Genomic DNA, 19125 nt, shown 5'->3' on the forward strand with positions numbered 1-19125 from the left:
CGGCCACCGGACACTCCTGCGCGTTTCCTCCCAGTAGACTGGCGCGCGCTTTCCTTTCGCAGGTGTCGTCCGTCACTCCGGGGGCCTGGAGCCCGAGTCGCGCCAACTGCCCGGCACTGTTCGCCCGGTAGGTCTACCGATCGACAAGCATCAACCCGCGCCAACGAAAACCGTTGTCCGGTCGGCTTTTTCCGAAAGGTTCACCCCGATGTCTCGCATCACCCGATTCGGCTCGCGCCGTCGCGTCGCCGCTGTCGCCCTCACCGCTGTGGCTGCCCTCACTCTGTCGGCCTGCGGCGGTGGCGCCAGCGACTCCACCGGCGGCGACTCGGCCGCCGACGGCAGCGCGGGCACCATCAACCTCTACGCCTACGCCGTGCCCAAGCCGGGCTTCGACAAGGTCGTGCCCGAGTTCAACAAGACCGAGGCGGGCAAGGGCGTCGCCATCCGCCCGTCCTACGGTGCCTCGGGTGACCAGTCGCGCAAGGTCAAGGACGGCGCCGAGGCCGACATCGTGAACTTCTCGGTCGAGCCCGACATCACCCGCCTGGTCGACGCGGGTCTGGTCGAGTCGAACTGGAACGCCGACGCGAGCAAGGGCATCCCGTTCGGCTCGGTGGTGACCCTGGTGGTGCGCAAGGGCAACCCCAAGGGCATCAAGGACTGGGACGACCTGGTGAAGCCGGGCGTCGAGGTGGTCACCCCCAACCCGTTCAGCTCCGGTTCGGCCAAGTGGAACCTGCTCGCGCCCTACGCTGCCAAGAGCGACGGCGGCAAGAACCCGCAGGCGGGCCTGGACTACCTGACGCAGCTGATCTCGCCCGAACACGTGAAGGTGCAGCCCAAGTCGGGCCGCGAAGCCACCGAGACCTTCCTGCAGGGCACCGGTGACGTGCTGCTGAGCTACGAGAACGAGGCCATCTTCTCCGAGCGCAACGGCGACCCGGTGGAGCACGTCAACCCGCCGGTCACTTTCAAGATCGAGAACCCGGTCGCGGTGCTCAAGAACGCCAAGAACCAGGCCAAGGCGCTGGCCTTCCGTGACTTCCTGTTCACCCCGGCCGGTCAGAAGGCCTGGGCCGAGGCAGGCTTCCGTCCGGTCGACCCGAAGGTCGCGGCCGAGTTCGCCGACGACTTCCCGCAGCCAGCCAAGCTCTGGACCATCGACGACCTCGGCGGCTGGAAGACGGTCGACAAGGAGCTGTTCGCCCAGGGCACCGGCAAGGTCGCGGTCATCTACGACCAGGCCACCAAGTAGGCCGTGACCCAGCGCACACGCGATACTGGACAACTGTGACTGACAGCAGTGGGCACGCCGGGACCGGGGCAACCCCCGATCCCGGCGGTGCCACGAAACCCGAAAAACGCCCGGCAGGCCGCCGCTTGCCGTGGCTGCGCGTGACCGGATCGGTCGGCCCGGTCGGCATCGGTGTGGCTGTGCTGTGGCTCAGCGTCATCGTGCTGCTGCCGCTCGCGGCGCTCACGGTCAGCTCGTTCGAGGACGGCTGGGGCGGATTCTGGGACGCGGTCACCGCGCCCGCCGCACTCGACTCGCTGAAGGTGACCATCGGCGTCTCGGTGATCGTCGCCGTCATCAACGTGCTGATGGGCACCCTCATCGCCTGGGTGCTCGTACGCGACGAATTCCCCGGCAAGGGGATCGTCAACGCGCTGATCGATCTGCCGTTCGCGCTGCCGACGATCGTCGCCTCGATCGTGCTGCTCTCGCTCTACGGCCCGAACAGCCCGATCGACATCCATCTCAACGCCTCCCAGCCGGGCCTCGTGGTCGCGCTCGCCTTCGTGACGCTGCCGTTCGTGGTGCGTTCGGTGCAGCCGGTGCTCATCGAGGTCGACAAGGAGGTCGAGCAGGCCGCGCTGTCGCTCGGCGCGAGCAACTGGATCACCTTCCGGCGGATCGTGCTGCCCACCCTCGCACCCGCGATCATCTCCGGTGGTGGCCTCGCCTTCGCCAGGGCGATCGGCGAGTACGGGTCCGTGGTGCTGATCGGCGGCAACATCCCGCGCGAGACCCAGATGACCTCGCAGTACATCCAGCAGCAGATCGAGGTCGACCGGCCGATCAACGCGGCCGCGGTGTCGGTGGCGCTGCTGGTGATCTCGTTCGTCAGCCTGCTCGTGCTGCGACTGCTGGCCGAACGGTCCGCGCGCAAGGAAGAGGCGGCCCGATGAGACTCTCCGCGTTCACCCGGCTGTCGTTGCGTACCGTCGCGCTCGGCTACCTGGCCGTGCTGCTGGTGCTGCCGCTGGTCATCATCCTGTGGCGCACGTTCGAGCGGGGGATCGGGGCGTTCCTCGAGTCGATCACCACGCCCGCCGCGCAGTCGGCGTTCCAGCTGTCGATGATCATCGTCGCCATCGTCGTTCCGCTGAACGTGGTGTTCGGTGTGGTCACCGCGCTGGCGCTGGTGCGCAGCAAGTTCCCCGGGCGCAGCCTGGTGCAGGGCATCGTCGACCTGCCGTTCGCGGTGTCGCCGGTGGTCGTCGGTGTGTCGCTGATCCTGCTCTGGGGCGCCGGTGGCTGGTTCGGCGGGCTGGAGACGCTCGGTTTCAAGGTCATCTTCAGCCTGCCCGGCATGGTCATCGCCACCATCTTCGTCACGCTGCCGTTCGTGGTGCGTGAGGTGGAGCCGGTGCTGCACGAGATCGGCGACGATCAAGAACAGGCGGCCGCCACGCTCGGCGCGTCGCGCTGGCAGACGTTCTGGCGCATCACACTGCCCGCCATCCGCTGGGGCCTGACCTACGGCGTCGTGCTCACCGTCGCCCGCGCGCTCGGCGAATTCGGTGCGGTCATCATGGTCTCCACCGCGCTGCCCGGCGAATCCCAGACGCTGACCCTGCTGGTGCACGGCCGCTACATCAACGACCACAACACCTTCGGCGCCTACAGCGCGGCCACCCTCCTGATGGGCATGGCGCTGGTCGTACTCCTCCTGATGACTCTTCTCGAACGCAAGCGGGGCACCGAATGATCACCGTGACCAACGCGCGCAAGAACTACGGTTCCTTCGCCGCTCTCGACGACGTCAGCATCGACATCCCCTCCGGCGAGCTGACCGCCCTGCTCGGCCCGTCCGGTTCGGGCAAGTCCACCCTGCTGCGTTCGATCGCCGGCCTGGAGAATCTGGATTCGGGCGTCGTGGTGATCGCGGGCAACGACGTCACCCACGTGCCGCCGCAGAAGCGCGACATCGGCTTCGTGTTCCAGCACTACGCCGCGTTCAAGCACATGACCGTGCGCGACAACGTCGCCTTCGGGCTGACCATCCGCAAGCGGCCCAAGAAGGAGATCGACAAGCGCGTCGACGAGCTGCTCGGCATCGTCGGCCTCGACGGTTTCCAGCACCGGTATCCGGCGCAGCTCTCGGGTGGTCAGCGTCAGCGCATGGCACTGGCCCGCGCACTGGCCGTCGACCCGCAGGTGCTGTTGCTCGACGAGCCGTTCGGCGCGCTCGATGCCAAGGTGCGCACCGATCTGCGTCAGTGGCTGCGCAGGCTGCACGACGAGGTCCACGTGACCACCGTGCTGGTCACCCACGACCAGGAGGAAGCCCTCGACGTCGCCGACCGGATCGCGGTGATGAACAAGGGCCGCATCGAGCAGGTCGGTTCGCCCGAGGAGGTCTACGACCGGCCCGCCAACGAGTTCGTGATGTCGTTCCTCGGCGCGGTCGCCCGGCTCAACGGTCACCTGGTCCGTCCGCACGACATCCGCATCGGGCGCGATCCGAGCATGGCGCTGGCCGAGCACGAGGGCACCGCCGAGTCGGCCGGGGTCACCCGGGCCACCGTGGAACGCATCGTCCGGCTGGGTTTCGAGGTTCGCCTCGAGCTGCGCAACGCTGCGACCGGCGATCAGTTCGCCGCGCAGGTGACGCGCGGTGACGCGGCCGCCCTCCGGCTCAACGAGGGCGAGACCGTCTATGCCCGCGCCACCCGGATTCCGGACCTGCCGCACTCCTGAATCACCAAGGCGAAGGCCCCGCGACAGTTGTCGCGGGGCCTTTGGTCTTGCGTGGATCGCCGCAGGTAGTCGGTACCGCCGGTCCCGCGACACGCCCCTCCGCGAAGAATTTTCCCGATCTCACCGTGCGGGCTCACGGACTGTGCATGACACGGTGTCACAGGTAGGGGCGTTTTTACTGGTGAGTAGCTTGTCCAGCCGCCGCGTCGACGCGTGCGCCGGCCGGATTCCAGGGGTTCGCGGAGTTGACGTGACCACTCGTAGGTGTAACTATTGGAAACAGTAAACGTCCCTTGAGGAGAGGCAGTGACGACGATGTCTGCGCCCACCAACCCTGACGTCGATCCTGTAGTCGCGGAGGCTCAGGCGTACGCCGAGAAGTTGCTGATGCTGTCCGAGGCTTCGGTGAATCGCCACTTCGACCCGTTCGAGGACATCGACTGGGACAACCCCGAATTCGATCCGGACTACAAGCCGGAGCGCTGGGTGCTTGTCACCTCCGCCGACCCGATCGGTCGCCACCCCTGGTACCAGGCCCTGCCGCTGGACGAGAAGATCGCCATCGGCAAGGTTCGCCAGGCCAATGTCGCCAAGGTCGGCCTGCAGTTCGAGGCCATCCTGATCATCGGCATGATGCAGCACATCTTCAATCTGAAGAACAACGATCCGGAATTCCGGTACTGCTCGCACGAGATGATCGAAGAGCACAACCACACCCTGATGTTCCAGGAGATGGTGAACCGCGTCGCCGACGTGCCGGGCATGAACCCGCTCGTGCGTCAGCTGCGCCACCTGGCCGCCCCGGCCGGTGCGCTGTTCCCCAACTTCTTCTTCATGGCCGTGCTCGCCGGCGAAGAGCCGATCGACCACATCCAGAAGGACATCCTGCGCTCGGGTGACGACATCCACCCGATCATGCGCGGCGTGATGGCGATCCACGTGGCCGAGGAAGCTCGCCACATCTCCTTCGCCCACGAGTTCCTGAAGAAGAACGTGCCCGCGCAGCCCGCGGTCAACAAGTTCGTGCTGTCGATCGCCATGCCGATCGTCATGTTCGTGCTGGGCCGTGCCATCGCGACCCCGCCGAAGACCTTCTTCAAGCAGTTCGAGATGCCCAAGGCGGTCCGCAAGGAACTGTTCTACGGCTCCAAGGAGGCCAAGCAGGTCTTCGCGGACTACTTCATCGACGTGCGCGCCCTGGCCGAGGAGATCGGTCTGATGAACCCGGTCGCCAAGAAGGTCTGGAAGCTGCTCGGCATCGATGGTCCGTCGAGCCGCTACCGTTCCGAGCCCAAGCGCTCCGCGAAGCACGCCGCCTGAGACGATAAATAGATGCCCTACGTTGTAACCCAGTCGTGCTGTAGCGACGCCTCGTGCGTCTACGCATGCCCGGTGAACTGCATTCATCCGACTCCGGATGAGCCGGACTTCCGTACGGCGGAGATGCTCTACGTCGACCCGGCCGCGTGTGTGGACTGCGGCGCCTGTGCCACCGCGTGCCCGGTCGACGCGATCACCTCCTCGAAGAAACTCACCGAAGAGCAGAAGCCCTTCATCGAGATCAACGCCGACTTCTACCGGGTACAGCGCTCGCGTCCCACGCTGGCCGCCCCGGTGATGCCGCCCGCCATCGACACCGAGCGCTCGCCGCTGCGGGTGGCCATCGTCGGGTCGGGACCGTCGGCGATGTACGCCGCCGACGAGCTGCTCACCCAGCCCCGGGTGGCGGTGACCATGTTCGACCGGTTGCCGCAGGCCTACGGCCTGGCCCGCCTCGGCGTCGCGCCCGACCACAAGCGCACCCGCAAGGTGGCCGACCTGTTCGACGTGATGTCGAAGCAGGACGACTTCGGCACCTACCTCGATGTCGAGATCGGCACGCACATCAGCCACGCCGAACTGCTCGAGCACTTCCACGCGGTGATCTACGCGGTCGGCGCGTCGGCGGATCGCAAGCTGAACATCCCCGGTGAGGGGCTGCCCGGCAACGTGTCGGCCACCGACTTCGTCGCCTGGTACAACGGTCACCCCGACCATGCCGAGGATCAGTTCGATCTGAACCAGAAGCGCGTCGTGATCGTGGGCAACGGCAACGTCGCCCTCGACGTGGCCCGCATCCTGACCGTCGACCCGGCCACCCTCGCCGATACCGACATCGCGCCCTACGCCTTGAAGGCGTTGCGCGAGAGCAAGATCGAAGAGGTGGTCGTGCTCGGCCGCCGTGGTCCGGCCGAGTCGGCGTTCACGGTGCCCGAGTTCGTGGGCCTGCTGGCCGCCGATATCGACATCGCGATCGAGGGCGAGCTGCCCCCGGTGACCCCGGATCTGCCCTACAAGGTGGAGCAGAAACTGCGTCTGCTGCACAGCGTGGCGCAGCGCCCGTTCGGTGACCGCAAGCGCATCGTGTTCCGGTATCTGTCCTCGCCCGTGGAGATCCTCGGTGCCGAGACGGTGACCGGCGTGCGGGTCGAGCGCAACGAGCTGGTCACCGATGCCGAAGGTCGCACCAGCGCGGTGCCGACCGGCGACACCGAACTCCTGGAAGCGGGCGTCGTGCTCACCTCGGTGGGTTATCGAGGCGTGCCGACCAAGGACCTGCCGTTCGACGACGCGCGCGGCGTGATCCCGAACGAGGCGGGCCGGGTGCTCGACGCTCCCGGCGGCGATGTCGTGTCGGGAACGTATGTGACCGGCTGGATCAAGCGTGGTCCCACCGGGTTCATCGGCACCAACAAGTCCTGTGCACAGGAAACCGTGCAGCAGCTCGCCGACGACTTCAACCGGGGCGCGCTGCGTGACCCGGCACGTGATGCGGGCGAGTTCGACAAGCTGGTGCGTTCGCGTCGTCCGCAGGCGGTGGCCGGTGGGGCCGCGGCACCGCGCGCGGCGAGTGGCGGCATCAAGCGCCTGCTCGCTCGCGGCTGAGCGAACAGCCGAAGGCCCGCTACACCGACTGCGCGGTGTAGCGGGCCTTCGTCGTTCTCACCGAGCGGTGCTCACTGTGCGGTGAAGCCACCGTCGACGGTCACCGCGGCGCCCGTGACGAACGATGCCTCGGCACTGAGCAGGAACGCGCACAGCGCCGCGATCTCGGCGGGCTGCGCGATACGCCCGATCGGGTGCAGCGCCGCGATCGCCGCCTCCCCTTCGGGAGTGGCGCCCATCGACGCGCGGAACGCCGGGGTGTCGACGGCGCCGGAGACCAGCGCGTTCACCCGTACACCGGCAGCCGCGGTTTCCAGCGCCACCGACTTGGTCAGCCCGACCACGCCGTGCTTGGCCGCCACATAGGGCGCCACCGAGGCCATTCCGACCACGCCGAGGTTGGAGGCGTTGTTCAGGATGGCGCCTCCGCCGGAGGCGATGATCGCGGGAACCTGGTGCCGCAGCCCATAGAACACGCCGGTGAGGTTCAGCTCCAGGTCGGCGCGCCAGGCGTCGTCGCCGATCTCGGCGACCGGCCCGAAGGCGTTCACCGCGCCCGCGTTGTTGAAGGCGGCGTCGAGCCTGCCGTACTCGGTGAGCGCGGCCTGGGTGAGCCGCTCGACATCGGCGTCGACGGTGACGTCGGTCGGCACGAACAGTGCGCGCCCGCCCTCGGCCCGGATCTGCTCGGCGACCTGCTCGCCCTGGTCCTTGCCACGGGCGCCGAGTACGACGGCCGCACCCTCGGCCGCGACCCGCAGCGCCACCGCCTTGCCGACGCCGGAGCTGGCGCCGGTGACGAGGACGACCTGGTCGGCGAAACGAGTGGACATGCGTAGTACCTTCTCTCCCTTGATGTTTCGGAGTCCGTGTGGATCGGCCTCCCGGACTTCGAGTCAACCGTCGGACAGCGGTGCGTGCTGGCGGGTTTCGGCCGTTGCGTTGACATGTCACGCTTTCCGGGGGTTATACAAATCCAGCCTTTGGTTTTTCCGGCACGTGTATGCGAACTCGCAGTAAATGAATTGATTACCGGTCGGTAATTACTGTCGTAGCCGTGATAACAAACCGAAAGAATGTATTTTCGATCGACTCCGGGCGATTACTCTCGGGTAGCTGCTTCTCGGAGTCTGTAAGCGCTCGCGCGGACGTTCAGGGGACTGGACGGTCGACCTCATGGTGTCCTACCTGCGAATATGCGCCCTCTTGCATCCAAGGTGGAGTGTCGGGTATCAATCTCACAGCAATTCGGCCATGTTGCCGTTAATCTAGGCGAGCTGTTTGGAAGACGACCGCGGCCACATGAGTGCGCTCGCGTGCTGGACGTGGTCACGGTGCGTTGACGGGATAGCAAAACAATGACCAGAGGTCTGGGTTTGAGCATCGGCACGGTCAATGCGATTTCGGCGGTTGTCGCCGAGGATCCGGCCAAGCCGACGGTACGCACACGCCGTACCGCCCTCACATTCGACGAAGCGGGCCGCCCCCGCATCGGCGCGATCAACGAATTCGCCTCGGCGATCACGGATTTCGCGGACCTGAGCCGCGAACCGGAGCCGATGGTGATCGCGGGGCGTTTCTACTCCGCCACCAACCTGATCGCCGCCGTCGCCACGGGGCTCATCGAACTGGCCGAGCCGGCCGCCGGGGTGGTGCTCACCTACCCGGCCACCTACACCGAGAAGCAGGTCGCCCTGCTCGGTCAGGCATTACACCTGGCGGGTGCCGGTCAGGTGCTGCTCGCGCCCGAACCGGTGGCCGCCGCCGAATGGCTCGAGGTCGAACACGGCCCGCTCGGACCGGGTTTCGTACTCGTCTACGACCTGGGCGCCAACAGCCTCGACCTGACCGTGCTGCGCGTCGGTCCCGACTGGCCGCACCACCCGATGGTCGGCACACCCGCGCGGTCGACCGACTTCGGCGGAAAGCCACTGGGCGAGATGGTCGCCCGGTATGCCGTCGAGTCACGCAACGGCCGCGCCACGGCGACACTCACCTCGATGGTGAACACCGACAGCCTGCGTGCCGAACACATTCGCGACACCTTCCCGCTGGTCAGCAAGACTGTCGCCGCCGCGGGTCTGCGACTGGCCGACATCTCCCGCATCCTGCTCGTGGGCGGGGCCACACGGCCGCCGGAGGTGGCGCGCACCCTCGCCGAGCTCGGCGTCCCACTGGTGACCGTCGCCGATCCCGCTCAGGTCGTCGCGGCTGGTGCGGCCGCCCTGGCCGCCCGCACCTTCGCACCGGCTCAGCAGAGCGGCAACTCGGCGCCGCACGTGGCCGTCTTCTCCAGCGCCGCCGTGGTTTCCGCGCTCGCGATGTCGGCGATGACGGTGTTCGGCAGCCCGTTCGATCCGGGGCTGACACCCGTCCTCGAACGGTTCCCCGCCCTCGGCGCTCCCGCCGACGCCCTGCTCTACGACATGAGCGCCGACCTGCTCGCCGCCCAGACCACGGGACTTGTCAACACGATCGACCCGGTCACCGGCAAGGTGCGCGTCGTCAGCGCGGCCGCGCGCACCGCGTACGAGATGATCGTCGGTGCGGCGTCGGGTGCACCCGAGCGTGGGGCATCGCAGGCGGATTCCGATGGTGGCGAACGGTTCCGGCCCGGCGGTGGCGACTGCCGTTCCCCGGTCCCGGCCCGCACGTCCTACGGGGACCCCGCCCACTTCGTCAACCCGCTGCCGTTCGACAAGCCTTCCGCCGAGCTGCCGAAGGACCCCGGCCCCATCACCAACCCTGGTCCGGGCCCCATCACCGACCCCGATCCGATCGCCGGTGTCCCCTCGGCGGGATCGCCGAATTCCGGAATTCCCTCCGCCGGATTCCCGAGCGTTCCCGGTGACACCTCCCTCCCGGCGCCCGGCGTCGGTGTTCCCGACATCTCACCGCCCGCCACGGGTGGCATCGATATCGGCGTGTCCGACGGAATCGGCAGCGGTGCGGGGACTTCCGACAACCCGTACAACCCCGGTGGTACCGGCGGCATCCCATCCGGCGGCACGTCCGGCGGTTATCCGGGTGGCACCGGCGGCACAGATTCGGGTGCGTCGACCGGCGGCACGTCGGGCGGGGTCTCCGGCGGGACATCCGGTGGCGCGTCGGGTGGAACTGCCGGCGGAACATCGGGTGGGACTTCCGGCGGTTCGGACGTCGGCGGCTCCACGGGCGGCGTCTCGGGTGGTGACTCCGGCGGCGCCGGCACCGGGGGTACGTCCGGCGACAGCTCCGGCGGGTCCACCTCGGGCGGAACTTCCGGTGGCTCCACATCCGATGGCTCGACCTCGGGTGGCACGTCGGGTGGTTCGACTTCGGGTGGTACCTCGGGTGGGTCGACCTCGGGTGGTACCTCAGGCGGCTCGACTTCAGGTGGCACCTCCGGCGGCAGCGACTCCGGTGGCTCGTCCGGCGGCGACGGCGGTGGAGACGGCGGCGGTTCGCGCCGCTGAGGTCGAAGCCAGTACGTCGGGCGGCGGCAGACGCTCAGCGGCGGTGGTCCTTTCGTTGGGTGGCGGCAGATGCCGAGCGGCGGAGCGCATTTTGTCGGGGTGGCAGATGCCGAGCGGTGGCGGAGCTTTTCGTCGGGGGGTGGCAGATGCCGAGCGGCGGAGCGCATTTTGTCGGGTGGCGGCAGACGCGGAGCGGTGGCGCGGTTTTTCGTCGGGCGGCGGCAGATGCTGAGCGGCGGTGGTCTTTTCGTCGGGCGGCGGTAGTTGCCGAGCGGCGGAGCGCATTTTGTCGGGCGGCGGCAGACGCGGAGCGGTGGCGCGGTTTTTCGTCGGGCGGCGGCAGATGCTGAGCGGCGGTGGTCTTTTCGTTGGGCGGCGGTAGTTGCCGAGCGGCGGAGCGCATTTTGTCGGGCGGCGGCGGACGCCGAGGGGTGACAGGCATTTCGTCGAGCGGTGGCAGACCTCGAGCGGCGGCAGGCATTACGTCGGGCGGCGGCAGGCATCGACCGGCGGCGGAGTGTCCTCGGTCTGGGTGACCACCGATTGAAAGTCCTTGGGCTGCAAAGTGGTGCGCTCGGAGACCATTCGCACCCTCCACGCACACCGACACCTGCGGCCCTATCGGAAATCTGCTGGACCGAGCATCCAGGTGATCCGACACTGCACGGATCCGCGTCCGGGTTCCGCTAGGTGCTGCCGGATCTACCGTTGGTCGCGCACCCCGGACCGCTGAGAGGCCATGGGGTAGAGAAGATTCGGCTGCGCGGGCTGGAGCAAGGGGGCGTCAAGGGCTGTGAATTCCAGGGCGGATCGGGGTGGCGGCGGGCAGAATGGGTGGATGGCTGCACTCGGGGGAGCGCCGAAGCTGATCGCGCTCGATATCGACGGGACTTTGCTGGAGTCCGGGTGCCCCATCAGCGGGCGGGTGGTCGCGGCAGTGCGGGCGGCAGTGGCCGCGGGATCGCATGTGGTGGTTACGACCGGGCGGACCGTGCTCACCACCCGGCCGGTGTTGCGCGAACTCGGGCTCATCGAAGGGCACGCGCTGTGTTCGAACGGTGCGGTGCAGATCGACGTGGCACGTGGTGAACCCGTCGCGGTGGAACTGTTCGACCCGGCACCCGCTGTCGGCGCGTTGCGAGCGCTGTTCCCCGAGATGATCTTCGCCGCCGAGCGGGTCGGCGTCGGCATCTGGGCAACGGGTCACAGCCCTGGGGAGTACTCGATCGGCGATTTCCAGCTCGTCGACCACCACGTGCTCAGCAGCGAACCCACACCCCGTCTCAACGGGTGGTGGCCCGGTGGCGACGTCGCGGAGATGGTGCGTCAGCTCGACAGTCTCGTGGTGCCCGAAACATCGTGGGTCCACGGTGAATTCGGGCCGTGGCTCACCGTCTCACGTCGTGGCGTGTCGAAAGGCTGGGCGCTGGAACGCCTCCGGTGCGCCCTCGGCGTCGACGCATCGGCGACTCTCGCCATCGGCGACGGCTTCAACGATCGCGAAATGCTGCGCTGGGCGGCACATTCGGTCGCCATGACGGGCTCACCCGACGACGTGCTCGCCATGGCCGACGAGGTCACCGGTCACGTCACCGAGGACGGTGTCGCCACCGTCCTCGAGCGCTGGTTCTGAGCTCAGGAGTTCAGCGCCGCCTCCCGTGCGGCCGTCATCGCCACGAAGTGCGGGTTGTACATGATGCCGAGGACATTGCCGAAGGGATCGAGGACCGACGCCGTCGTGAAACCCGCTCCGTCGCCGTGTTCGGTGACGGGTTCGTACTCGGTGGCGCCGAGTTCGAGGAGCCGAGCGCGGGTGGCGGCGAGATCGTCGACGTGCCAGTACACGATTCCGCCGCCACCGGGCGCATTACGGGCACCGGCCGGGGCGTAGGCCCGGTTGATGATGCCGAGCTCGTCCTGCCCCGGGCCGAGCCGGAACTCGTAGTAACCGCCCGGCACCTCGTAATACGGTGCCAGGCCGAGGAACTCGGTGTACCAGTCCTTGGCGGCGGTGAGGTCGTCGGCGTAGTAGGTGGTGGTGGCCATTCCGCGCAACATGTCTGCTCCTGGGTTGGTGTGCTGGTGTTTCCCTGAACTCTGCCAGCCAAAGTGCTCACCGAATGAGCACTTTCTTCGGCAGAATCGTGAGTATGCGAGCGGACCGATTGGTAGCGACCCTGTTGTTCATGCAGGCGCGAGGCCGGGTGACGGCGGCCGAGGTCGCCACCGAACTCGAGGTGTCGGTGGCGACGGCTCGCCGCGACCTGGAGGCTCTCTCGGCGGCGGGCATTCCGGTGTATCCGCAAGCCGGACGCGGGGGCGGGTGGTCGCTGATCGGTGGCGCGCGCACCGACCTGTCCGGACTCACGGCGGGGGAGACCAGGGCGCTGTTCCTGCTCGCGGGACCGGCGGCCGCCGCGGCTCCCGAGGTGAAGTCGGCCTTGCGCAAACTGGTCCGGGCCTTGCCGCAGACCTTCCGTGCCGACGCCGCGGCGGCCGCCGACGCGGTGGTCGTCGACCCGGCGCGCTGGGGAAGGCCCGACCCGCAACCACCCGCCGTGCTCGACACGTTGCAGCGTGCCGTGGTCGATCGACGACGTGTCCGCATCGAATACACGCGGGCGGGGCAGCGCACGATGCGCACCGTCGACCCGTGGGGCCTGGTCGAGAAGGAGACGATCTGGTACCTCCTCGCGGGCACCGAGCGAGGGCAGCGCACCTTCCGTCTCGACCGCATCGGCGCGGTGACCGTTCTCGACGAACCCGCCGAGCGACCAGCCGACTTCGACCTGCACGCAGAGTGGTCCCGGGTGGTCAACCGAATGGAGCAACGCCGCTCGGCCGTCGCCGCCCGCGTTGCGGTGTCGGAGCGCCTGGCTCCCATCCTCGCCGATCAGCAGGGCCGCAACTGCGCCCTGGTCGGCAGCACCGACGACGGCCGGGTGCTGGCCGAGATCACCGCCGACACCCCCAAGATGGTCGCCCGCCAGCTCGCGGGCTGGGCGGGCGATGTGGAGGTGCTCGGCCCCGCCGAGGTGAAAGCCGAATTGGCGGCTATCGGTGCGGAACTGGTGCGCGCCAACAGTTCACAACCTGGTGAACCCGGTCAATAGCGGTCGCACGGTCACCGCTCCGACCGGGCCCGACCGCAATCCCTCGAGCACCGCGTCCGACATCTCCCCGAAGGTCTCGAACGACTCGATGGTGCAGTGCGCCATCACGTCCTGGATGTACGGGTCCGACATCTGCCAGTGCGCGAGAACCGCTTCGGAGTCCGGATAGAGCTGGAAGCTGTGCGCCAGCCCTGCCTCGGCATCGAGAAAGACCTGCACCATCAGCTGCGGTCCGTGCTCTCGGACGAAGGACACCGCCCGCCGAACCGCCTCGCTGAATTCCTCGGTGTGCCCTTCGGTGATCCGCATGGTGTTGTGAAACAGGATGCTCATGAGGTCATCGTGAAACCTCGAGCGCGGTTGATGTCAAGGCCGTCGTCCCATGCGGGACCGGTGCACGAGGTGAGACGACGGTTCGCCCGGCGCGGAATGTCGCGCGCCGGGCGTTGAAGTATCTCAGTGGTGCTGTGCGGTGGCGGTGGTGAGGGTGAAAGCTGCGGTCCGCACCGTGTCGTCGTGCTTGAAGTCGAGGAACAGGCGGTAGGTGCCCGGTCCGGGAACGGCTGTGTGGAAGGAGATTTCGGGTCCGGAAGGTGTGATGCCGTCGCCGGGTTCGCCGTTGGGGTGCACGTGGACGTAGGCGAGGTCGCCCGCCCGCAGGATCACCAGGTGACCGAAAGCCGCCAGGTAGGGCTGCAGATCGGTGACCGGCGCACCATCCTTGCGTACCGTGAGGGTGAGCAGATCGCCCTCGGCGCGCAATTCACCGTCGACGGTCACGGTGTACCCGTCGACCTCCGTGCTGCGATTAGCCGCCGGAACCTGTTGCGGCGCATAGTGACCGGCGAGGGCGAGGTCCGCTCCGAGGGTGATGGTGCGGCCGAGAGCGCGCGGCGCGATATCGGTGAACACCCGGTAGGCGCCCGCCTCCGGCAGTTCCAGCTGGATCGTCCAGGTGCCGTCGGCCTCCCGGCGCGGATGCACATGCCAGAACCCGGTGAGCTCGCGCCGCGCCACGATCAGGTGCAGTTCGCGATCGTGGATGGGATCGAACTCGGTCACCGCGGTCCCGTCGGGGCCGAGAATCCGGAACCGGAAGTCGATCACGCCCGGTTGGGCCACGGTGGTCTCCAGGTCGAGGGTGTAGCCGTCCTGGGTGATCTGCAACCCGCCGGGGAGTCCGGCAGCGTGCGCGCCGTGGTCACCGTGACCGGCATGATTCCCCTGCTGTACTGCGACTGCGTCGCCGGTGCCATGACCCACATGGCCGGAATGCGCTCCGTGATCCTCGTGCGCGGCCTGGCTGTCGCGGCCGCCGTGTGCTGCATGGTCGACGTGATCCGCATGGGCTGCCTGCGCCGCATGTGCGCTGTGCCCGTGTCCCGCGTGCGATTCCTGCTGCGCCTGAGTGCCGTGTTCGGCATGGCCGTGGGCGGTGTGGGCGGCGTGTTCGCCGTGCGCGCCAAGGTGTGAGGTGCGTTGTGCCGCAGCACTTTCGGGAGTGGTGTCGAGAGCGTTCGTGTTGTGTGCGGTGTGGGAGTTGATGGTCATTGTCTTGCCTCTCTGATCCCTGGTGCGTTGACACGAATCTATACCCCCTAGGGGTATGCGGTAAAGGGATCAGAGTGTGATCTGGCGCACTAGCGCAGCTGACTTCGGGAGCATTTCGGGAGATGCAGGCGAGACGTCGAGGGCGCGAGCTATGCGCAGGAAAGGCGCCCGGAGGCGTCTGCGGATTCTGTGCGCCGAAGATCGGCGCGGGAAGCGGGCGCGACCAGATCCTCGGCGGTGCGCCGGCGGGATTCGTCAGGCGGAGAGTTCGAGGTCTGTCGCGATCGCCGCGTCGTAGCGGGACCAGATCACCTCGGTGAGCGCGGGGTGCGGGCCGATGACATCGGCGTGCACGAGAAGCGGCGCGTGGTGGAGCAGGCGATCGGTGAGCAGCCCCGGCGCGAGGAACCACGGAGCGACGACGACCTGTTCGACACCGCGCGCGCGCAACCGCTCGACCGCCACCTTGATGCTGGGTTCGACTGTCGCGAAGCACATTTCGGTGCGAAGTCCGGTCGTCGATGCGAGCCGTCGAGCCACGGCGGCGGTCCGGCGATTCGCCGACTCGTCCCGAGATCCGACAGCGGCAACCGCCACCCCGACGGCGGCAGGACCGCTTTCGGACGCTGAGGCCGCGGGCATAAACTGCCGGGAAAGCGAAACAGGCTCGGGCACTGGGAAACCCGCCGCAACGGCGACCCGGTCCGCCAACGCCGCGATCAACCGCGAATCCGCGCCGAGCACCTCGGTCTGGGTCAGCCGCACCAGCGGATGCCTGCTCGCGGATGCCGCCAAGAGGGCGGGCAGATCGACTCGCGCGTGAAAAGCATTGCCCAGCAACAACGGAACAACGATCACATCGCGATGCCCGAGGGCGGCGAGCTCGTCGACCACCTGGTCGAGCGAGGGCGCGCTGAGGTCGAGAAAAGCCAACCGGACCGTCAGATCCGGCCGGGAAGCGGCGACGGAGGCGACCACCGCCGCCATCGTCGTCGCCGAACGCGGATCACGGCTGCCGTGGGCCACCGCGATCAACGCGGGCCCGCCTCCGCCGCGCGGCACCGGAACGGTACCGCGCGGCGGGACGAGCGAGCGTGTCATCAGACCGTGGTACCGACCTCGACCGAGGTCAGCACATCGCCGACCAGGCCGGCCGCGAGGGTGTTGCCACCGGCGGGATCGATCAGCAGGAACGAACCGGTGTGCCGGTTGGTGCGGTAGTCGTCGGCCGGGATCGGCTCGGCCAGCCGCAGCGACACCCGTCCGATGTCGTTGAGCTCCAACGTCTCCGGGCTCGGCTGCGCGGTGAGCGTCTGCTCGTCGAACCGCTCCACCAGCGCGCCGACGATCGCCTGCGTGGTCTTGGCGCCGTGCTTGAGCAGCAGCCGCGCGCCGGGACGCAGCGGCTTGTCGCCCAGCCAGCAGACGGTGGCGTCGAAGGTGTCGATCGGTTCCGGCGCGTCGCCCACCGAGGCGATGATGTCGCCGCGCGAGATGTCGACGTCGTCGGCGAGGATCAGGGTCACGCTGCGTCCCACCTGGGCGACGGCCAGCTCACCGTCGGGGGTATCGATGCGCTCGACGGTGGTGCGAATACCCGAGGGCAACACCACGATCTCGTCGCCGGGCGACACCGAACCGGCGGCGATCTGACCGGCGTACCCACGGTAATCGGGGTACTCGGCGGTGCGCGGACGGATCACGTACTGCACCGGGAACCGCAGCCCCAGCGCGTGCGTCCCCGTCGAATCCGCATCCACCGGAACCGATTCCAGGTGCTCGATCAGCGAAGGACCGTCGTAGTACGGGGTGTTCTCGGAGCGGCTGGCGATATTGTCGCCGTGCAGCGCCGACACCGGGATCTCGAGGACGTCCTCGTCGGCCCAGCCCAGCTTCGAGGTCAGCGAGTTGAACTCCGCGGAGATCTCGGCGAACACCTCGGCCGGATTGTCGACCAGGTCGATCTTGTTCACCGCGAGCACCAGCTTCGGCACGCCGAGCAGCGCCAGCACCGCGGCGTGGCGACGGGTCTGCTCGATGACGCCCTTGCGCGCGTCGGTCAGCAGGATCACCAGCTGCGCGGTGGACGCGCCCGACACGGTGTTGCGGGTGTACTGCACGTGGCCGGGAGTATCGGCGAGCACGAACGAGCGCTTGGGCGTGGCGAAGTAGCGGTAGGCCACGTCGATGGTGATGCCCTGCTCACGCTCGGCGCGCAGACCGTCGACCAGCAGCGACAGGTCGGGGGTCGACAGACCCTTGTCCACCGAGGCGCGAGTCACGGCATCGATCTGATCGGCCAGCACGGACTTCGTGTCATAGAGCAGCCGTCCGACCAGAGTGGACTTACCGTCGTCGACAGAACCGGCGGTGGCCAGCCTCAATAGGTCGGACATATCAGAAATAACCCTCTCGCTTGCGGTCTTCCATGGCGGCTTCGGAGACGCGGTCGTCGCCGCGGGTGGCACCACGCTCGGTCAGCCGGGACGCGGCGACCTCGGCCAGGATGGCCTCGTTGTCGGCGGCGTCGGAGATGATGGCGCCGGTGGTCGAACCGTCACCGACGGTGCGGTAGCGCACGGAGCGGGTCTCGAGGACCTCGTTCTCGTTCGGGCCGCCCCACACGCCGGGGGTCATCCACATGCCGTCGCGCTGGTACACCGGGCGCTCGTGGGCGTAGTAGATCGAGGCCAGGTCGATGTCCTCACGGGCGATGTAGCGCCAGATGTCGAGCTCGGTCCAGTTGCTCAGCGGGAACACGCGCACGTGCTCACCCGGCGCGTGCTTGCCGTTGTAGAGGTTCCACAGCTCGGGACGCTGACGCTTCGGGTCCCACTGGCCGAAGGCGTTGCGCAGCGAGAAGATCCGCTCCTTGGCACGCGAACGCTCCTCGTCGCGACGGCCACCGCCGAACACCGCGTCGAAGCGGTGTTCGGTGATGGCGTCGAGCAGCGGAACGGTCTGCAGCGGGTTGCGGATGCCGTCGGGGCGCTCGGTGAGGCGACCGTCGGCCAGGTACTCCTCGACCGAGGCCACGTGCAGGCGCAGCCCGTACTTGTCCACCACCTTGTCGCGGAACTCGAGCACCTCGTCGAGGTTGTGCCCGGTGTCGACGTGCAGCAGCGCGAACGGCAGCGGCGCGGGCCAGAAGGCCTTGAGCGCCAGGTGCAGCAGCACCGTGGAGTCCTTGCCGCCGGAGAACAGGATCACCGGCCGCTCGAACTCGCCCGCGACCTCACGGAAAATGTGGATCGCCTCGGATTCCAGCGCCGCGAGGGTGTCGAACTCGGTCAGGCCGAGGTCGCGTTCGGTGGTGTTGGTGCTCACAGGCTCACTCCCGGTGGTGGTGATGGTCATGATTGGTGCAATCCGCATTCGGTCTTGGCCAGGCCTGCCCAGCGGCCGCTGCGCGGATCGGACCCCGGCTCGGGCTTGCGCGTGCACGGTGCGCAGCCGATGGACGGGTAACCCTCCTCCACCAGGGGATTGACGAGGATGCCGTTGGCCTCGATGTAGGCCTGCATCTCGTCGTCGGACCACGGTGCGATCGGGTTGATCTTCACCAGGCCGAAGGCTTCGTCGAAGGAGATCAGCGGTGCGTTGGCGCGGGTGGGTGCCTCCACGCGGCGGATGCCGGTGACCCACGCGTTGTAGCCCGCGAGGGACTTCTTCAGCGGCACGACCTTGCGCAACCGGCAGCATTCCGCGGCGTCGCGGGCGAACAGGTCCTTGCCGAGCAGCTCGTCCTGTTCGGCGACGCTGTGCTCGGGGCGCACGTTGATCACGTTCACCCCGTACACGGCCTCGACCGCGTCACGGGTGCCGATGGTCTCGGCGAAGTGGTAACCGGTGTCGAGGAACAGCACGTCGACGCCGGGGCGGGTCTGCGCGGCCAGGTGCACCAGCACGCCGTCCTGCATGTTGGAGGCGACGATGTAGTTGTTGCCGAAAGTGCGGTCGGTCCAGGCGATCAGGTCGGCGGCCGAGGCGTCGGGGCCCAGTTCGGCCGCGCCCTGTTCGGCGAGCGCGCGCAGTTCGTCTTCGGACAGCTTGGCGGCGAGATTCGTTGTCACAGTTGAGATCTCCTCATCCA

Annotated in this window: 18 protein-coding genes; 10 read left to right on the top strand and 8 right to left on the bottom strand. The window is 67.9% G+C overall.

Annotated elements, in window-relative coordinates:
• The first annotated feature begins 208 nt into the window (after positions 1-208).
• The 6 genes from HYG95_RS13815 (at position 209) to HYG95_RS13840 (ending at position 6913) form a co-directional block, all read left to right on the top strand.
• Positions 209-1258 carry a sulfate ABC transporter substrate-binding protein gene (locus HYG95_RS13815; protein WP_181698363.1) on the top strand — a complete coding sequence of 350 codons (1050 nt, stop codon included), beginning with the start codon at positions 209-211 and terminating at the stop codon, positions 1256-1258.
• 35 nt (positions 1259-1293) lie between these two features.
• The gene (gene cysT / locus HYG95_RS13820) at positions 1294-2193 is read left to right on the top strand and encodes a sulfate ABC transporter permease subunit CysT (RefSeq protein WP_370465789.1); all 900 of its coding nucleotides are present in this window, start codon (positions 1294-1296) and stop codon (positions 2191-2193) included.
• Entirely contained in the window at positions 2190-2996 is an 807-nt protein-coding gene (gene cysW / locus HYG95_RS13825; protein ID WP_067642329.1) for a sulfate ABC transporter permease subunit CysW, read from the top strand. Before cysT ends, cysW begins: the two co-directional genes overlap by 4 nt.
• The gene (locus HYG95_RS13830; protein ID WP_181698364.1) at positions 2993-3988 is read left to right on the top strand and encodes a sulfate/molybdate ABC transporter ATP-binding protein; all 996 of its coding nucleotides are present in this window, start codon (positions 2993-2995) and stop codon (positions 3986-3988) included. The genes cysW and HYG95_RS13830 overlap by 4 nt, the downstream gene beginning before the upstream one ends.
• Positions 3989-4294: 306 nt before the next feature.
• The gene (locus HYG95_RS13835; RefSeq protein ID WP_370465790.1) at positions 4295-5308 is read left to right on the top strand and encodes a diiron oxygenase; all 1014 of its coding nucleotides are present in this window, start codon (positions 4295-4297) and stop codon (positions 5306-5308) included.
• Between the two features lie 12 nt (positions 5309-5320).
• Positions 5321-6913, top strand: coding sequence for an FAD-dependent oxidoreductase (locus HYG95_RS13840; RefSeq protein ID WP_181698365.1), 1593 nt, complete (start codon positions 5321-5323; stop codon positions 6911-6913).
• Positions 6914-6984: 71 nt separating this feature from the next.
• Here the strand turns inward: HYG95_RS13840 and HYG95_RS13845 are convergent, their stop codons facing one another.
• Positions 6985-7746, bottom strand: coding sequence for an SDR family NAD(P)-dependent oxidoreductase (locus HYG95_RS13845; RefSeq protein WP_181698366.1), 762 nt, complete (start codon positions 7744-7746; stop codon positions 6985-6987).
• A gap of 525 nt (positions 7747-8271) precedes the next feature.
• Here HYG95_RS13845 and HYG95_RS13850 point away from each other — a divergent pair.
• Both HYG95_RS13850 and HYG95_RS13855 read left to right on the top strand, forming a co-directional pair.
• Positions 8272-10368, top strand: coding sequence for an Hsp70 family protein (locus HYG95_RS13850; RefSeq protein WP_181698367.1), 2097 nt, complete (start codon positions 8272-8274; stop codon positions 10366-10368).
• 838 nt (positions 10369-11206) lie between these two features.
• Positions 11207-12001, top strand: a complete 795-nt coding sequence (locus tag HYG95_RS13855; RefSeq protein WP_181698368.1) for an HAD family hydrolase — start codon at positions 11207-11209, stop codon at positions 11999-12001.
• 2 nt (positions 12002-12003) lie between these two features.
• Here HYG95_RS13855 and HYG95_RS13860 read toward each other — a convergent pair whose 3' ends face one another.
• Positions 12004-12426, bottom strand: coding sequence for a VOC family protein (locus tag HYG95_RS13860; protein WP_181698369.1), 423 nt, complete (start codon positions 12424-12426; stop codon positions 12004-12006).
• Between the two features lie 92 nt (positions 12427-12518).
• On the opposite strand from HYG95_RS13860, the gene HYG95_RS13865 reads away from it, so the two are divergent.
• Entirely contained in the window at positions 12519-13481 is a 963-nt protein-coding gene (locus HYG95_RS13865; protein ID WP_181698370.1) for a YafY family protein, read from the top strand.
• On the opposite strand, the gene HYG95_RS13870 is transcribed toward HYG95_RS13865, so the two are convergent.
• Together HYG95_RS13870 and HYG95_RS13875 are read right to left on the bottom strand one after the other, a co-directional pair.
• Positions 13455-13814: a hypothetical protein gene (locus HYG95_RS13870; RefSeq protein WP_181698371.1), complete on the bottom strand. Its 360-nt coding sequence runs from the start codon at positions 13812-13814 to the stop codon at positions 13455-13457. The two genes, HYG95_RS13865 and HYG95_RS13870, sit on opposite strands and share 27 nt — an antisense overlap.
• Positions 13815-13937: 123 nt before the next feature.
• Positions 13938-14648 (bottom strand): DUF748 domain-containing protein, encoded by a 711-nt coding sequence (locus HYG95_RS13875; protein ID WP_220139416.1) that lies wholly within the window; start codon positions 14646-14648, stop codon positions 13938-13940.
• Between the two features lie 30 nt (positions 14649-14678).
• On the opposite strand from HYG95_RS13875, the gene HYG95_RS24515 reads away from it, so the two are divergent.
• A complete protein-coding gene (locus tag HYG95_RS24515; RefSeq protein ID WP_220139417.1) occupies positions 14679-14954 on the top strand; it encodes a hypothetical protein in 276 nt (91 codons plus the stop codon).
• 333 nt (positions 14955-15287) lie between these two features.
• Here the strand turns inward: HYG95_RS24515 and HYG95_RS13880 are convergent, their stop codons facing one another.
• From HYG95_RS13880 to HYG95_RS13895, 4 genes are read right to left on the bottom strand one after another with little or no spacing between them, the layout of a single operon-like run.
• The gene (locus tag HYG95_RS13880) at positions 15288-16133 is read right to left on the bottom strand and encodes a sirohydrochlorin chelatase (RefSeq protein WP_181698372.1); all 846 of its coding nucleotides are present in this window, start codon (positions 16131-16133) and stop codon (positions 15288-15290) included.
• A complete protein-coding gene (locus tag HYG95_RS13885; protein ID WP_181698373.1) occupies positions 16133-17428 on the bottom strand; it encodes a sulfate adenylyltransferase subunit 1 in 1296 nt (431 codons plus the stop codon). The genes HYG95_RS13880 and HYG95_RS13885 overlap by 1 nt, the downstream gene beginning before the upstream one ends.
• Before the next feature lies 1 nt (position 17429).
• A complete protein-coding gene (gene cysD, locus HYG95_RS13890) occupies positions 17430-18389 on the bottom strand; it encodes a sulfate adenylyltransferase subunit CysD (protein ID WP_255495317.1) in 960 nt (319 codons plus the stop codon).
• Positions 18386-19105 carry a phosphoadenylyl-sulfate reductase gene (locus HYG95_RS13895; protein WP_067642387.1) on the bottom strand — a complete coding sequence of 240 codons (720 nt, stop codon included), beginning with the start codon at positions 19103-19105 and terminating at the stop codon, positions 18386-18388. Before HYG95_RS13895 ends, cysD begins: the two co-directional genes overlap by 4 nt.
• Between the last annotated feature and the right edge of the window lie 20 nt (positions 19106-19125).

The sequence above is a fragment of the Nocardia sp. GTS18 genome (assembly GCF_013839555.1).
GTDB classification, from domain to species: domain Bacteria; phylum Actinomycetota; class Actinomycetes; order Mycobacteriales; family Mycobacteriaceae; genus Nocardia; species Nocardia rosealba.

Bases quoted from the DNA above. Each gene is read 5' to 3' on its own strand.
- HYG95_RS13815 (WP_181698363.1), top strand. From the start codon at position 209: ATGTCTCGCATCACCCGATTCGGCTCGCGCCGTCGCGTCGCCGCTGTC.
- cysW (WP_067642329.1), top strand. From the start codon at position 2,190: ATGAGACTCTCCGCGTTCACCCGGCTGTCGTTGCGTACCGTCGCGCTC.
- HYG95_RS13830 (WP_181698364.1), top strand. From the start codon at position 2,993: ATGATCACCGTGACCAACGCGCGCAAGAACTACGGTTCCTTCGCCGCT.
- HYG95_RS13840 (WP_181698365.1), top strand. From the start codon at position 5,321: ATGCCCTACGTTGTAACCCAGTCGTGCTGTAGCGACGCCTCGTGCGTC.
- HYG95_RS13845 (WP_181698366.1), bottom strand. From the start codon at position 7,746: ATGTCCACTCGTTTCGCCGACCAGGTCGTCCTCGTCACCGGCGCCAGC.
- HYG95_RS13850 (WP_181698367.1), top strand. From the start codon at position 8,272: ATGACCAGAGGTCTGGGTTTGAGCATCGGCACGGTCAATGCGATTTCG.
- HYG95_RS13855 (WP_181698368.1), top strand. From the start codon at position 11,207: ATGGCTGCACTCGGGGGAGCGCCGAAGCTGATCGCGCTCGATATCGAC.
- HYG95_RS13860 (WP_181698369.1), bottom strand. From the start codon at position 12,426: ATGTTGCGCGGAATGGCCACCACCACCTACTACGCCGACGACCTCACC.
- HYG95_RS13865 (WP_181698370.1), top strand. From the start codon at position 12,519: ATGCGAGCGGACCGATTGGTAGCGACCCTGTTGTTCATGCAGGCGCGA.
- HYG95_RS13870 (WP_181698371.1), bottom strand. From the start codon at position 13,814: ATGAGCATCCTGTTTCACAACACCATGCGGATCACCGAAGGGCACACC.
- HYG95_RS13880 (WP_181698372.1), bottom strand. From the start codon at position 16,133: ATGACACGCTCGCTCGTCCCGCCGCGCGGTACCGTTCCGGTGCCGCGC.
- HYG95_RS13885 (WP_181698373.1), bottom strand. From the start codon at position 17,428: ATGTCCGACCTATTGAGGCTGGCCACCGCCGGTTCTGTCGACGACGGT.
- cysD (WP_255495317.1), bottom strand. From the start codon at position 18,389: ATGACCATCACCACCACCGGGAGTGAGCCTGTGAGCACCAACACCACC.